The organism is Gordonia iterans (genome assembly GCF_002993285.1).
In the GTDB taxonomy this organism is placed as follows: domain Bacteria; phylum Actinomycetota; class Actinomycetes; order Mycobacteriales; family Mycobacteriaceae; genus Gordonia; species Gordonia iterans.
In genome coordinates, this window is the sequence record NZ_CP027433.1 from 3,235,771 (window position 1) to 3,250,509 (window position 14,739).

Annotated in this window: 11 protein-coding genes and 1 pseudogene; 5 read left to right on the forward strand and 7 right to left on the reverse strand. The window is 68.2% G+C overall.

The features are described 5' to 3' along the window. The first annotated feature begins 25 nt into the window (after positions 1–25). Positions 26–463, forward strand: coding sequence for a hypothetical protein (locus tag C6V83_RS14905; RefSeq protein ID WP_105943048.1), 438 nt, complete (start codon positions 26–28; stop codon positions 461–463). A gap of 592 nt (positions 464–1,055) precedes the next feature. Here C6V83_RS14905 and C6V83_RS14915 read toward each other — a convergent pair. The 5 genes and pseudogenes from C6V83_RS14915 to C6V83_RS14935 form a co-directional block, all read right to left on the reverse strand. Beyond that, positions 1,056–3,284, reverse strand: a complete 2,229-nt coding sequence (locus C6V83_RS14915) for an NADP-dependent isocitrate dehydrogenase (RefSeq protein WP_105943050.1) — start codon at positions 3,282–3,284, stop codon at positions 1,056–1,058. A 449-nt stretch (positions 3,285–3,733) separates the two neighbouring features. Next, positions 3,734–5,295, reverse strand: a pseudogene (locus C6V83_RS18825) (acyl-CoA carboxylase subunit beta). Positions 5,296–5,333: 38 nt separating this feature from the next. Further along, entirely contained in the window at positions 5,334–5,894 is a 561-nt protein-coding gene (locus tag C6V83_RS14925; protein WP_105943051.1) for a dihydrofolate reductase family protein, read from the reverse strand. 35 nt (positions 5,895–5,929) lie between these two features. Next, complete coding sequence (locus C6V83_RS14930; protein WP_407646284.1) at positions 5,930–6,901, reverse strand: glycoside hydrolase family 43 protein; 972 nt, start codon at positions 6,899–6,901, stop codon at positions 5,930–5,932. 239 nt (positions 6,902–7,140) lie between these two features. Further along, positions 7,141–7,542 (reverse strand): hypothetical protein, encoded by a 402-nt coding sequence (locus tag C6V83_RS14935; RefSeq protein WP_105943052.1) that lies wholly within the window; start codon positions 7,540–7,542, stop codon positions 7,141–7,143. A 90-nt stretch (positions 7,543–7,632) separates the two neighbouring features. On the opposite strand from C6V83_RS14935, the gene C6V83_RS14940 reads away from it, so the two are divergent. Next, entirely contained in the window at positions 7,633–8,073 is a 441-nt protein-coding gene (locus C6V83_RS14940; protein WP_105943998.1) for a VOC family protein, read from the forward strand. Between the two features lie 204 nt (positions 8,074–8,277). Here the strand turns inward: C6V83_RS14940 and C6V83_RS14945 are convergent, their stop codons facing one another. Further along, positions 8,278–8,925, reverse strand: coding sequence for a response regulator (locus C6V83_RS14945; protein ID WP_105943053.1), 648 nt, complete (start codon positions 8,923–8,925; stop codon positions 8,278–8,280). Then, positions 8,925–10,070, reverse strand: a complete 1,146-nt coding sequence (locus tag C6V83_RS14950) for a sensor histidine kinase (RefSeq protein WP_105943054.1) — start codon at positions 10,068–10,070, stop codon at positions 8,925–8,927. Before C6V83_RS14950 ends, C6V83_RS14945 begins: the two co-directional genes overlap by 1 nt. A gap of 161 nt (positions 10,071–10,231) precedes the next feature. Between C6V83_RS14950 and C6V83_RS14955 the strand changes: the two genes are divergently transcribed. The 3 genes from C6V83_RS14955 (at position 10,232) to C6V83_RS14965 (ending at position 14,696) form a co-directional block, all read left to right on the forward strand. Further along, positions 10,232–10,681 (forward strand): DUF6326 family protein, encoded by a 450-nt coding sequence (locus C6V83_RS14955; RefSeq protein ID WP_105943055.1) that lies wholly within the window; start codon positions 10,232–10,234, stop codon positions 10,679–10,681. A gap of 80 nt (positions 10,682–10,761) precedes the next feature. Continuing rightward, entirely contained in the window at positions 10,762–13,509 is a 2,748-nt protein-coding gene (locus C6V83_RS14960) for an AAA family ATPase (RefSeq protein ID WP_105943056.1), read from the forward strand. A gap of 2 nt (positions 13,510–13,511) precedes the next feature. Next, positions 13,512–14,696 carry an McrC family protein gene (locus C6V83_RS14965; protein WP_105943057.1) on the forward strand — a complete coding sequence of 395 codons (1,185 nt, stop codon included), beginning with the start codon at positions 13,512–13,514 and terminating at the stop codon, positions 14,694–14,696. Positions 14,697–14,739: the final 43 nt, after the last annotated feature.

Here is a 14,739-nt window from a genome sequence, read left to right on the forward strand (position 1 = left end):
CTTCGTGCAACGGTAAGTTCGTCGCATGCTGAAGAGACTGGGCGCGCTGGGCGCCGCCATCGCCGTCGTCACCGCAGGCCTGGGCGGGGCGGTTGCCGCCGGACCCGCCGACGCCGCCAAGAACCCCTCTGTCCGCGTGTGCGCCGTCATCGCCGGCAAGCCCTACCACGGCCCGCTCACCCTGCGCAGCGACGACTGGTGGGACTTCTTCGGACGTACCCAGTACACCGCGGGCAACGGGTGCACCGAGTTCCGCAACGTGGAGAAGCGCAAGGGTTACCGCGTGGCGGTCCGCTACGAGACCATGCCGTGCCAGCAGGGCCTGCGCCCCGACGGCACCTGGTACCGCTGGGGCGTGCGCGGTGAGCGGATCGGCCAGTCCCGGCGCGCGGTCACCAAGGCGACCGGTCGTACCGACCTCGGCCGGATGGTGGTGCGCCAGCACTACACGCAGTGCTTCTGACCGGGGTCTCGATACGGCTCGGCGAGCGCCCCGCTCTGTTGGTGGTCGAGTAGCGGCTCGCTCTGTTGGTGGTCGAGTAGCGCCTCGCTCTGTTGGTGGTCGAGTAGCGGCTCGCTCTGTTGGTGGTCGAGTAGCGGCTCGCTCTGTTGGTGGTCGAGTAGCGGCTCGCTCTGTTGGTGGTCGAGTAGCGACGAAGGAGCGTATCGAGACCCCACCGCCGCGAAGGCGGGTCTCGATACGGCTCGGCTAGTGTCCCGTGTCGGAAGTTTCTCGATGGTTGCCGGGAGTCCGATGGGCGGCCGGCAAGGCGGACGAGGGAGGGATACCGGCAGGTATCCTGACCGAGGACAACGCCGCCAGACGTTCATCGGGCCCCGGCATACCGCGAAAGAACTTTCGACACGGGACACTAGCGCCCCTTCGACCGCGTGTCGTCGCAGGCTTCGCCACGCATGCTCAGGACGACGCTCACCTACTCGACCACCAACTTGCCTACTCGACCACCAACGACACGGGCTACTCGACCACCAAACAAGTATGTCGCTACTCGACCACCGGCCTGCCTACTCGACCACCGACGGCACGCGGGCCGTCAGGCGTCGGCGAGGAGCGCGTTGAGCGTCTCGCTCGGGCACATCGCGGCGTGCAGTTTGCCGGCGTCCGGCTCGTAGTAACCGCCCAGATCCACCGCGTGGCCCTGCACCTCGGACAGCTCCTGGAGGATGGTGTCCTTGTTCTCCTCGAGGGCCTTGGCCAGCGGGGCGAACCGCTCGGCGAGCTCGGCGTCGTCGTTCTGTCCGGCCAGTTCCTGCGCCCAGAAGAGGGCGAGCCAGAACTGGCTGCCGCGGTTGTCGAGCTCCCCGGTCTTGCGCGACGGCGACTTGTTCTCCTCCAGCAGCTTGCCGGTGGCCGCGTCGAGCGCCTCGGCGAGCACGGTGGCCTTGGGGTTGTCGTACTTGCGGCCGAGATCGTCCAGGCTCGCCCCCAGCGCGAGGAACTCGCCGAGCGAGTCCCACCGCAGGTGGTTCTCCTCGACCAGCTGCTTGACGTGCTTGGGCGCGCTGCCGCCGGCCCCGGTCTCGTAGAGTCCGCCGCCGGCCATCAGCGGCACGATCGACAGCATCTTGGCGCTGGTGCCCAGCTCCAGGATCGGGAACAGGTCGGTCAGGTAGTCGCGCAGGATGTTGCCGGTCACCGAGATGGTGTCGAGCCCGCGCCACGCCCGCTCCAGCGAGTACCGCATGGCACGCACCTGCGACATGATCTGGATGTCCAGGCCCTCGGTGTCGTGATCCTTCAGGTACTTGCGGACCAGGGTGATCAGGTTGTTCTCGTGCGGGCGGTACGGGTCGAGCCAGAACACGGCCGGCATGCCCGAGGCGCGCGCACGGTCGACGGCCAGCTTCACCCAGTCGCGGATCGGCGCGTCCTTCACGATGCACATCCGCCAGATGTCGCCCTCTTCGACGTCCTGCGACAGCAGCACCTCGCCGGTGGAGGCGTCGACGATGTTGGCGACGCCGTCCGCCGGGATCTCGAAGGTCTTGTCGTGGGAGCCGTACTCCTCGGCCTTCATGGCCATCAGGCCGACGTTCGGGACGGTACCCATGGTGGTGGGGTCGAACGCACCGTTGGTCTTGCAGAAGTTGATGATCTCCTGGTAGATCCGCGCGAAGGTCGACTCCGGCATCACGGCCTTGGTGTCCTTCTTGCGGCCGTCGGCGCCGTACATCTTGCCGCCGATGCGGATCATCGCCGGCATGGAGGCGTCCACGATCACGTCGCTCGGCGAGTGGAAGTTCGAGATCCCGCGTGCCGAGTCGACCATCGCGAGCTCCGGGCGATCCTCGTGGCAGCGGTGCATGTCGGCGATCACCTCCTCGCGCTTGGACGCGGGCAGGGTGTCGACCTTCTCGTACAGGTCCACCAGACCGTTGTTGACGTTGACGCCGAGCTCGTCGAACAGCGCACCGTGCTTGGCGAAGGCGTCCTTGTAGAAGACCTTGACGGCATGGCCGAAGACGATCGGGTGCGAGACCTTCATCATGGTGGCCTTGACGTGCAGCGAGAGCATGACGCCGGTGTCCTTGGCGTCCTGGAACTGCTCCTCGTAGAACTCCAGCAGTGCCTTCTTGCTCATGTACATGCTGTCGATCACGTCGCCGGCGTCGAGCGGCACGGTCTTCATCACCTTGGTCTCGCCGCTCTTGGTGACGAGCTCCATGCGCGCCTCGCAGCTGTGGTCCATGATCATCGACTTCTCGCCGGCGTAGAAGTCGCCGTGCGTCATGTGCGCGACGTGCGACTGCGAGGCCATCGACCACTTGCCCATGCTGTGCGGATGCTTGCGGGCATACTCCTTGACCGCCTTGGGTGCGCGACGGTCCGAATTACCCATGCGCAGAACGGGATTCACCGCGCTGCCCAGACACGCCGAGTAGCGGTCGCGGATCTCCTCCTCCTCGGGGGTCTTCGGCGCCTGCGGGTAGTCCGGCACCGCGAAGCCCTTCTCCTGGAGCTCGTGGATCGCGGCGTTCAGCTGCGGCACGGAGGCGCTGATGTTGGGGAGCTTGATGATGTTGGTGTCCGGGAACTGGGTGAGGCGACCGAGCTCGGCGAGGTTGTCGGGTACACGCTGCTCTTCGGTCAGGTAGTCCGGGAAGGCGGCCAGGATGCGGGCCGCGACCGAGATGTCGCTGGTCTCGACGTCGATGCCCGCAGGCTCGGCGAAGGTGCGGACGATCGGCAGGAACGCCTCCGTCGCGAGCCGCGGCGCCTCGTCCGTCAGCGTGTAGATGATCTTCTGGTTTTCCGAGGTCATATGGTGTGTCGCCTCTTTCCGGTCCGAAAGGATCTTGGGTTCTTGTGGAACTCTCTGGATTAACTTGTCGCCTGACATTCTCCCCCGAGTTGTGACGTCTTGCGACCAGAGCCCGAATTTGCGAGGCAACACACAGGCCGATCGGCCACTGATCAGCACTGCTTGCTGTATGCAGCACTCGCTGGCGTGTCGCGGCGTCGTCGGCCACCCGCGGCCCTCGCTCCGTTCGACGTCGGCCTGACCGACCCCGGCAGGCGGGACTGCCTACGGCGCGCCCCCGTCGTCGTTCGCCGACCATAGCGCGACAGCCGGGCGGTAGACGCGACAGCCAGACGGTAGACGCGACAGCAGGGGTCAGACGCGACAACCCTGGCTGTCGCGTCTGCAGCCGGATGTCGCGAGAGCCGCCCGGATGTCGCGGCCACGGCGAACCAGGTCGCTTCGGAGTCTCAGATCGGGGAGATGGAGCGTCGTTTGCCGGGGACCCGCGGGGCACGACGCGGCTGCACCCGCCCGAGCGCCTCGATCAGCAGGCCGCGCGTCGCCGAGGGCAGCACCACGTCGTCGATCCCGAAGCCGTCCGCGGCCAGCAGCGGATCGACGTTCGCGTGGAACAGCGTGATCAGATCCGCGCGCGCCTGCTCCGGGTCCTCGGCGCTCTCGTACTGGGAGCGGAACGCCAGGTCGACGGCCGACTCGACCGGGATGGCGCAGATCTCGGCCGTCGGCCACGCCAGCGACAGGTCCGACTCGATGCTGCGCCCGCCGCCCATCACGATGTACGCGGCGCCGTACGCCTTGCGGGTCACGACCACGAAGCGCGGAACGGTGGCGTTGCCCAGTTCGTAGCCGAGCCGGGCGCTGCGGCGGACCAGGCCGCTCTCCTCGGCGCCCGCGCCCACCAGGAAGCCGGGCAGGTCGATCAGGATCAGCAACGGCAGCCCGAAAGTGTCGCACACCGCCACGAAGTGCGCGGCCTTCTCGCACGCCGCGGCGTCGAGAGCGCCCGCGTGGTGGCGCGGCTGATTGCCACCACCCCCATCGGGCGGCCGCCGACGCGGACGAAGCTGGTGACGACGTTCGGCGCGTGCGCCGCCTTGATCTCGAAGATCGTGTCCACGTCGGCGAGCCCCTCGATCACGTCGTGGACGTCGTACGCGGTGCGGGAGGCCGGCGGGATCAGGTGGTCGAGCTCGCCGGCGGTGTCCCCTGGCTCGTGCGGCGCGGGCGCGGCCAGCGGCCGGTCGTCGGCGTTGGCGGGCAGATACGAGAGGTACGCGCGGATCGAGTCGAGCACCTCGGTCTCGTCGTCGCCCACGAAGTCGACGACGCCGCGCTGCGCCTGGACGTCGGCGCCGCCGATCTCGTCGTTCGTCAGGTCCTCGCCGGTGGCGGCCTTGACCAGCCGGGCCGACGACATCCCGATGGTGCCCATGCCGCGCACGATCGTGACGAAGTCGCAGCAGCCGGCGATGTTGGCGGGCGCGCCGAAGCCCGGGCCCATCATCGCCGCGACCAGCGGCACGGGCCCGGACAGATCGGTGAGGCGCAACATGAATCGGGAACCCGGCGCGGCCAGGCGCGAGTCGAGCGCCTCCTGCATGCGATGGCCGCCGCCGTCCATGAGCATCACGAACGGGATGCCGTCGTTCAGGGCGCGCTCGGCGCACCGGTCGAGCTTGGCCATGCCGGTCGCGCCGTTGCTGCCGCCGAGCACGGTGAAGTCGAACGCGGCGAGGACCACGGGCCGGCCGTCGACGTAGCCGACGCCGGTGACCACGCCGTCGCCCGGCGCGACCAGCGGCGCGGCGCCCTGCTGAGCAGGCCCGGGCCCGGCGAGCGCGCCGAACTCGTAGAAGCCGCCCGCGGCGAGCTCGGCGATGCGTTCGCGTGCGGTCATCTTGCCGCGCGCATGCTGCTTGGCGACCTTCTCCGCACGGGCCGCGTCGGACACCGCGTCGTACGCGTCGGTGACGTGCGCGATCAGGTCGGCTGAACCCTTCTCCGGCATGGTGGCGCAGCCTATCGGATGCGGCCTCCTGCGCCAGGTCAGCGTCGTCGATAGTGCAGGTACGCGACGTCGCCGAAGGTCCGCTGCCCGGCCAGTTCCAGATCCAGGCGCACACCGTCGGGCAGGGCGCGCAGTCCCCCGCCGACCGCCTTCGGCACGACGAAGAAGTGGTACTCCTCGACCAGGCCGGCCCGGATGGCCTCGGCCGCGACCGTGGGACCGAAGATCTCGACCGCACCGTCGGCCGCGTCGACCACTCTGCGCAACTCGTCCAGGGTCAGATTCGCCACGAGCCGATCGCGGCCGACCACCACGTCGTCGTCCGTCAGCGTCGACGACGCGACCACCTTGTCGATGCGCCGCCAGCGGCGGGCGAACTCGCGTTCGGCCGGCGACTGGCCGTCGTCGTCGGGGAAGGTCTCCCAGTAGCCCATCAGCGCGTAGGTCTTGCGCCCGAGGACCTCCGTCGAGACCCGGGCCATGCGCTCGATGTGGAAGTCGAACACCTCGTCGCTGGGCGCGGTCCACTGGAAGTCGCCGTCGGCGTCGGCCACGTACCCGTCGATCGACATCGACGCGGTGAAGATCAGCGTTCCCATAGGCAGATGCTATGCCTGTTCGCTTTGCCTGTTCGCTATGCCTGTTCACGAAGCACGGTGAAGTGCCGGACCGTCCCGGAGAGACCGGGAAGCTCGCGGCGGGGCGACCAGGTCTTCATCCCGTCGGCGCTGTCGGCGTAGTAGTACTTCTTCTCGCGGTAGGAGTCGAAGTAGAGCCGCCAGTGCCCGTTGGGCAGTTGCACCACGGACGGCCCCTCCACCAGCGTGCCCAGGCTCGCCAGCTCCCGCGGCGCGAACGGACCGGTCGGACGGTCGGCGACCGCGTGTTCGAGGACCTTCTTGTGCTCGTTCTTGACGATCGCGTGGTACTTCGCGCCGACCTTGACGACGGTGGTGTCGATCCGGTCGGCGTTCAGGCCGCCGAACGGGACCGGCCACGACCAGGAGGTGAGCGCGGGGTTCTGCGCGGTCATGACGTACGGCACAAAGCCGCCGCCGGTCGACATGGACAGGATCACGTGGACCTTGCCGCCGTCGACGAACCACTCGGGCGCCCACGCCTTGGTGGTGAACGGCGAGAGGGACGGTCCGTCGCGGAAACCTGCCGATCCGTTGATTCCGAACGGGTTCACCGGGCCTTTGCCGTCCCCGGTCCCCGGAAGAAGGGCGCAGCAGAACGGGACCGGGTGGTTCCTCAGATGGGTCCAGGTGACGCGGTCGGGACTGCGGGCGAACCCGATCGTCGCGCCGTCGCCGGTCGTGTACGTGACGTAGTAGTTGCCGTCGGTGTGCCGGAAGATGCTGGGGTCGCGCACCCGGCCCGACGGCGGCCGATAGGCGGCCTCCTTGAGCACCCGGAACTCGGTGCCGTCGGTCGACTCGTAGACGTCCATCTGGTTGGGATTGCCGTCGCTGAACGCCACCATCGTGTAACGGGCTTCGGAGGTCGGCTCGGCCGACGCGGCGCCGGTCGCGGGCGCCGTGAGCGCCGCCGCCACGATTGAGGCGACCGCGGCAGCCCGGTGCCGGCGGATCGCGGACGACACCGGACGCCTCAGCGCCGCCGAGGGAATATTGCCGTCGATGCCGCTGAGCGGTCCGGTGTCGTACGCGGGACGGGCGGCCTTCTTCGCGAATCGGATCACGGAAGCAGTATCAGTGAGCAACACCAGCCACTTCTACACCTCCCGCCACAGCGCGTCCGAACCGTGACGGGGGTGTGACCCGACGGGGGCGGCCGCCGAACGCGGGGCGGCCCCGGGAATCCCGCCGATTCCGACCCGCGTCAGAGGTTGAACAAGATCAACAGCACCGGCACGAGGACGATCAGCATCAGTGCGGACATCATCGCGATGAAGGCTCCGGCCCCGTTGCGCGACTGCTTCGAGTGCCCGATGGAGCCACCGGTGAACTGGTGCCACGGCAGCGCGTAGAACACCGGAACGCACTGGCCCGGCTGCACCATGACGTCGAGCTGGGCCTGACCGTAGCGCCGCATCCATTGCGCATACACCTCGATGTGCGCCGGCCCCGGATTCACCGGGACCCGGTGGAAGCCGTAGCCGGAAGGCGCCGGATAGCCGTTGATCCACACCTTGGGCGGAACCAGACTCGACGTCATCACGCTGCCCTGGACGGTGAGGTCGATGTATCCCGGGGCCGGATAGTGCGGTTGCTGAGGATGCATGGGACTCCTTCCGCCGAACGACGATACGCGCGCCGCTGGAGCGCACACACTTCGCTTCCGGGAGACGGTGTGCTCGGTACCGTGGCATCCATGACGATCAGGCTCGAGAACGTCGGCATCACGGTCCGCGACCTGGACGAGGCGATCGCCTTCTTCACCGATCTCGGCCTGACCGTCCTCGGCCGCGCGGAGATCAGCGGCGAGTGGGCCGATACCGCGGTCGGTCTCGACGGCAATCACGCGAAGATCGCCGTGCTCGCGACGCCCAACGGCCAGGGCCGCCTCGAGTTCTTCGAGTATCTGCACCCGAAGGCGATCGAGACCTCGCCCACCCGGCCCCATGAGATCGGCATGCATCGCGTCTCGTTCGTCGTCGACGACGACATCGAGGAGGCGCTCCAGACCGCGGCGACGCACGGGTGCTTCCCGCTCCGGGACGTGGCGACCTACGAGGACTCCTACAAGCTCACCTATCTGCGGGGTCCGAGCGGGATCCTCGTGATGATCGCGCAGGAACTGCAACAGCACTGAGCCACTCCGCCGAAGGCCGGCTACCCGCACGCACGACACCTCCGCCAGGCCGCACGATCAGACGCAGGCAGAACCCGTTGCCCTCGGGATCGGCCATCGCGATGTGCTCGACTCGCACGCTCGGCACCGTGAACCTCAACGTCGTCAACGCGGTGTTGGGGGCCGGAGAAGTCCGGCATGTGGCGGGTGCCGGATCGGCGACCGTCAGATGCGGCCGGTCTCGTGCGCCCACATCGCGAGTTCGACGCGGTTGCGCGCGCCGGCCTTGCGCATCAGGCTGGCCAGATGGGTCTTGACGGTGCTGGCACTGATGTGGAGCTCGGCGGCGATCTCCGCGTTGGTCCGGCCCTGCGCCACGGTGTGCAACACCTGCTCCTCTCGTGAAGTGAGCGGTTCGGTCGGCTGCGCGGGCGTCGCCTGCGGCGACCTGGCGAACGCCGCGAGCAGACGGACGGTGACGCTGGGCGCGATGAGCGCATCCCCGTCGGCCGCCGCTTGGATCGCCTGGGTCAGCAGCTCGGGCCCGGCGTCCTTGAGGAGGAAGCCCCGAGCGCCGGCTTTCAACGCGCCGTGCACGTACTCGTCCAGATCGAAGGTGGTGATCACGACGATCGGCAGCGGATCGGCCACCTCGGGTCCGGCGAGCAGTCGGGTGGCCTCGATCCCGTCCATCAGCGGCATGCGGACGTCGAACAGGCACACGTCCGGATGCAGCGCGCGCGCCATGCTCACCGCCCGTCGGCCGTCGGCGGCGGCGCCCACCACTTCGATGCCGGCCTGGGCGTTCAGCAGCATGGTCAGACCGGTGCGCACGATGTCCTGATCGTCGGCGATGAGCACCCTGACGGTCATCACCGAATGTCCGTTCGGGGCAAGGTCGCCCGGACCCGCCAGCCGCCGTCCGCGCCGGGACCGGCGTGGAACGTGCCGCCCAGCAGCGTGGTGCGTTCGCGCATGCCGACCAGGCCGTACCCGGACGAGCCGCCGCCGGACGCACCGGACGCGCCGTCGTCGTCGACCGTCAATCGCACCCGATCGGCATCGCCCACGATGCGCACGGACACCCGAGTGGCCGAGCGGGCGTGTCGTCGCGCGTTGGTGACCGACTCCTGGCTCAACCGGTACAGCGCCGCTTCTACCGCGGGACTGAGATCGTCGAGGTCACCGGCCAACTCGACGTCGACCCGCGGCCCGCCCTCCGCCCGGCCGGCGAGCCGTCCGAGGTCGGCCACGCCCGGACGCGGCGCGAAGTCGGCCGTCTCGGAGGTTCGCAGGACGCCGACCATCGTGCGCAACTCGGTCAGCGTGCGCGACGCCGCGTCCTCGATGACGGCGAAGGCCTCGGTGGCGCGCTCGGGATGCGACGCGGCGACCGCACGTCCGGCTTGGGCCTGGATGACGATTCCGGAGACGTGGTGGGCGACCGTGTCGTGCAGGTCGCGTGCCAGCTGCTCACGCTCGCGGGATTTGGCGTGGTCGATGTCGCGGGTGCGCGTGTACGCGTGGTAGCGGATCGCCGCACCCAGCGCAGCGGCGCACAGGAAGAACGCGAAGGCGGCCACCGCATCGGCCCGGCTGGTCCGGTCGGCGACGTTGGTCACCGCCACCCAGACCAGGACGATCGCCAGGCCGGTCACCGCCTCCCGGCCCGAGCCCCACCGGAACAGGGCATAGGTCAGGACCAGCACGCCCGCGATGCTCGACGTCAGGCCGCCCTGCTCGCCCACGACTATCCTCGCGACGTCGACGACGATCAGGGCGCCGAAGGCGACGACGACGGCCGCCCACGGATGAATGCGGCGCCACAGCAGGGGCGTGAGGACCGCGAGCACGACGGCGAGCACCAGCGGGCGCGCCATCAGGCCGTCGCGGAGCGCCGCCTCCGCCAGCGTCCACGCCGCAAGCACCGCGAGGAGCGCCCAGTCCCGCCACACCCGTCGGGGCGGGTCAGCCGGTCGAGGCTCCGCCCACAGCGAGCGCAGGGCCTTCGTCACCATCCGTTCAGCATAGATCCAGCTCAGCAGCCGTGGATCAGCCGAAAGCACGAGATCGGGATCGTGCGGACGGCCGGGAGAACTCCGTCCGCCGGGCCGATGTGCCCGGCGCCTGCGCTCGGCGATCGTGGAATCACCGACCTCACGACCACCCGGGAGCGACCATGAGCACACGTCAACGCACGCTGCACGACCCGCCGGTGCCGGTGCCGGTCACACTCGCCGCGGCCTGGACGTGCGTGATGTTTCTGTACGCCTACGTGGACATCATCGCGTTCTTCAAGCCGGGCGTCGTCGACGACATCCTCGACGGCGTCGTCTGGGAGTTCGACGTCGGCCAGCCGCTGCTGACCGTGTTCCTGGCACTCATGGCGATCCCGATCTTCATGATCCTGCTGTCGATCACATTGCCCGCCCGGGCGAACCGCCTCACCAACCTCGTCGTGGCCGCGATCCAGGTCCCGTACGCGGCGTTCAACGCGGTCGGCGAGTCGTGGACCTACTTCTACGGCCTCGGCGTCGCACTGGAGATGATCGTGCTCGCCCTCATCATCCGGTTCGCCTGGACCTGGCCCCGCACCGTCGTCGAGCCCGGTACGCCGACCGGACGGTGAAGCCGTCGCACAGCCGGACGCTGAGGCGAGGTCACCTTGTCGGCACCCGCCGCTACGCTCGACGCAGCGAGGAGGAAACCGTGACCAAGCGTGAGGACTTCACCGTCCAGGAGCATGACTTCCAACGACGATGGCACCGGGTGCACATCGACCGGTTCGACGCCGCGAACGACCCGTCTGGCGGATCGTGGCGCGAGCGCCGGCTGACGCCGCACGCGGACGAGGCCCGCGCGTTCCTCGACGCCCTGGCGCGGTCAGGCGATCTGAGCGCCTTCCAGGCCGATACCGATCGATGGATCCGGAGCTTCGACTCCGGATACGGCGGGACCGCCGGTCAGATGATCATCAACCAGATCAACAAGATGTCCCCGGACCCCGATGCCGCGGCGACCGTCTTGATCGATGCCCTCTCGACTCCGACAGACCTGGACGACGCCGTCGGGAAGATCCGGCGACTCGCGGACCATCTGCAAGAGATCCGCGTCGGTGCGCACCCGAGTCCGAAACGCGCACCCTTCGTCGCGTCGTACTACTGGGGCCTGGCGGCACCGCACCGGTGGCCCGTGGCCTGGCCGAAGTCGGCGGACTATCTCGCGTATCTCACCGGCCGGCCGGACTTCGACGATCAGGGCGACCGATACGCAGAACTTTATCGCTGCGCCACCGAGCTCGACGGGTCGCCCGAACGCTTCGAGCAGGTCGCCGCGTGGTGGTCCGACGAGCGTCCCGCGGTCCTCGACGGCGTCCTGTGCGACCGGATCGCGTTCCGCGAGGGCGCCAAGGAACGAAACGACGAGCCCGCGCTGTACCGCGACAACGCCTCGGCACTGGTGGCGGTGGCCAGACATCTCGGCGGCTCCCTCGAGACTCCGGTGTCGGAGGCGGCCGGCCGCACACTCAAGGCGCACATGCCCCCGGTGATGTGGGACTCCACCTGGCCGCGCGGTGATCTCTGGGCCGAGTGGCGGGTGCCGGACACCTACGGTCTCAGCGTTCGGATCTGGCTCAACGCGCACGGACTCGCCATCGGACTGCGCCCCTATGCCGATGCCGAGACCGGCTCGACCGAGCGCGCCGTCGACACGATCGAGCGGCATCCGATACCGGGCTATGAGGTCCTCGCCGGCGGTCGGTCGCGAGAGGGTCGCGACGTCGGATTCGTCGGCGGCGGAACCGGCGAGGTGATCTACGGACGGTGGTTCGGTCGCGCGGATCTGGACTCCCTGAATCTGTCCGCCGAGGTGCGCCGGACCGCGCGCGAAGTCGCACCGCTGATGGCCGAGTTCAACGGCGACCTCATCACGACCGATGAGGAAGACACCGAACTCCCCTCGCTGGTGGCGGAGTTCAAAGCGAAGACCGGTTACCCGACGCCCGGCCACGAACAGGATCGGGCCGACCGTCGGGACTTCGCGAAGCTGCTCGACCCCGAAGAGCTGCCGATCGTCGACCCCGCGGAACTGCGCCTGATCTGGAACACCCAGCGGTATGGCGGCACCGGACCGATGTCAGTGCTCAACACCAGCATTCGGGACGCCGACGAGCAGGAGTACCAGCGGATCCTGACTACCTTCGAGTACGTGTGCTGGGGCGACGATCCCCCAGCCGAGCGCATCAACCGTGTGTTGGAGGAACCGTCGCTGCGGGTCAAGGGCTTCGGCGAGTCGGTGATGATGAAGATGCTGGCGATCACCCACCCCGACCGGTTCATCACGGTGTATCCGTACACCGGCCCACAGGGAAAGCTCCGGATGTCGAAGCTCCTGGGAATCTCGGCGCCGGAGTCGTCCGGGCGCGGCGAGCGACAGGTGGAATCGAACGACGCCCTGCGTGCACGCCTCGACCGCTACTTCCCCGGAGACCCGCTCGGCATGGGCCAGTTCCTCTACTGGTACGCCGAGCGAGAGGAAGAACCCGTCGTCGAACCGTCGGTGGACCCGCTCGACGACCTCGCCGAAGAACTGCTGGTCGACCGCACCTTCCTCGACGAGGTCGTCGCCCTCCTCGAGGACAAGAAGCAGGTCGTGTTCTACGGTCCGCCCGGCACGGGGAAGACGTACTTCGCCCGCAAGCTCGCCGAGAAACTCGTTCCCGACGCCGCACGGCGCCCCATCGTCCAGTTTCACCCGTCCACCTCGTACGAGGACTTCTTCGAGGGCTACCGGCCCGAGACCGACGTGAACGGGGTGATGTCGTATCGCCTGCAGAAGGGACCGCTGGCAGAACTCGCGGCCCGCGCCAGCAGTGCACCGGGACGCCGGCACCTGATGATCATCGACGAGATCAATCGAGCGAATCTGCCGAAGGTGCTCGGCGAGTTGCTGTTCCTGTTCGAGTACAGGGACACTCCGGTCCGGACGCTGTACCGCCCCGACGACCCCTTCGAACTGCCGCAGGACATCTGGTTCATCGGGACGATGAACACCGCCGACCGGTCGATCGCGCTGGTCGACGCGGCACTGCGACGACGATTCCATTTCGTGCCGTTCTTTCCCGGCCACGGACCCATGGCGGGTTTGTTGAGTCGGTGGCTGGAGCGCGAGGGCGAACCGTCGTGGGTCGGTGAACTCGTCGCCCAGGTGAACGACGAGCTCGAAAGGGAACTCGGCGGACCACACCTCCAGCTGGGTCCGAGCCACTTCATGAAACACGGGCTCACCGAGGAGTCGTTGCGGCGGATCTGGAAGTACGACATCGAACCGTTCATCGAAGACCAGTTCTTCGGCGATGCCGGCCGCATCGACCAGTTCCGCTTCGACCAGGTGTGGAAACGGTTCAACGACCTGGCGGGAGAATCGGTCGTCGAGAGCGGCACTCAGACCATCTGAGGATGAAGATGATCCTCCGGGAGTACGAGTCGCGTGAAGTCGGCCTGACGCGCGCTCAGGCCGAGTCGCTCCAGACCACCGGGTTCGTCGGCGTCACACCGGCCGGCGCGGACCGATGGCGTGTCACCACGTCGTCGTACGTCGGAACGCTCGTCGTCGACGACGTCGAACTGCTGATCCGTCCGAAGATCAACCCGGAGAATCTCTTTCTGCTCCTCGAGCCCGGCTTGCCGTCGCGCGCCTGGCGGAGCGAGGCATTCGCGTACGACGCCACATCCGATCTGCTGACCGCCATGGTCGCCTTCTTCGCACGAACAGTGGAGACCACGCTGGCCAGAGGTGTCCTGCGGTCGTACCGCACCACGCACGACCGCCACGTCGCCCTGCGCGGACGAATCGACGTAGCCGGCCAGTTCCGGCAGACCGGAGTCCTGACTCCGGTCGCCTGCACGTACGACGACTTCACCGAGGACGTCGTGGAGAACCGGGTACTCCGTGCCGCGGCGCGACGAGCGCTGCGGGTGCCGCGCCTCGACCCGAGCGACCGTCAACGACTGCAGCGGCAACTCGGAGCGCTGACCGGGGTCGCCGACGTACCCGTCACGGCCGAAACCGCGGCCGGGATTCACCTCACCCGGCTGAACGAGCATTACGCCCCGGCGCTCGCGCTGGCGCGCCTGGTCCTCGGAAACCTCACTCTCACCGATGCCGCGGGGGCATCGTCCGCGGCGTCGTTCATGGTCGACATGAATGATCTGTTCCAGCGGTTCGTCGGCGAACGACTCCGCCGGGAGTTGCGCGGACGTCTCGATGTGCTGGACGAACCGACGGTGCACCTGGGAACGAGCAGCCAGGTCTCGATGCGACCGGACCTCGTCTTCCGCGCCCCGCGGGCACAACGGGCGGTCTATGTCGGAGACATCAAGTACAAGCTGACCGACAACGGGCAGGGACGGAGCAGCGACTACTACCAGTTGCTCGCGTACACCACGGCCATGGATCTCCCCGAGGGGATCCTGATCTACTGTCGGCACGCCGACGATGAAATCGAACGGCGCACCGTCGTCGTGCGTAACGCGGGAACCAGGCTGGTCGTGCGGGGCATCGATCTGAGCGGATCCGCCGAGAGCGTCGAACGCGAGCTCGCAGCCCTCGCAGAGGAGATCAGAATTTCGCGCAGTCGTTGACACCGATCAGTCACCGAGGTCGGTGCGGACGAGGTACGAACGA

Bases quoted from the DNA above. Each gene is read 5' to 3' on its own strand.
- C6V83_RS14905 (WP_105943048.1), top strand. From the start codon at position 26: ATGCTGAAGAGACTGGGCGCGCTGGGCGCCGCCATCGCCGTCGTCACC.
- C6V83_RS14940 (WP_105943998.1), top strand. From the start codon at position 7,633: ATGACGATCAGGCTCGAGAACGTCGGCATCACGGTCCGCGACCTGGAC.
- C6V83_RS14915 (WP_105943050.1), bottom strand. From the start codon at position 3,284: ATGACCTCGGAAAACCAGAAGATCATCTACACGCTGACGGACGAGGCG.
- C6V83_RS14945 (WP_105943053.1), bottom strand. From the start codon at position 8,925: ATGACCGTCAGGGTGCTCATCGCCGACGATCAGGACATCGTGCGCACC.
- C6V83_RS14965 (WP_105943057.1), top strand. From the start codon at position 13,512: ATGAAGATGATCCTCCGGGAGTACGAGTCGCGTGAAGTCGGCCTGACG.
- C6V83_RS14950 (WP_105943054.1), bottom strand. From the start codon at position 10,070: ATGGTGACGAAGGCCCTGCGCTCGCTGTGGGCGGAGCCTCGACCGGCT.
- C6V83_RS14955 (WP_105943055.1), top strand. From the start codon at position 10,232: ATGAGCACACGTCAACGCACGCTGCACGACCCGCCGGTGCCGGTGCCG.
- C6V83_RS14925 (WP_105943051.1), bottom strand. From the start codon at position 5,894: ATGGGAACGCTGATCTTCACCGCGTCGATGTCGATCGACGGGTACGTG.
- C6V83_RS14935 (WP_105943052.1), bottom strand. From the start codon at position 7,542: ATGCATCCTCAGCAACCGCACTATCCGGCCCCGGGATACATCGACCTC.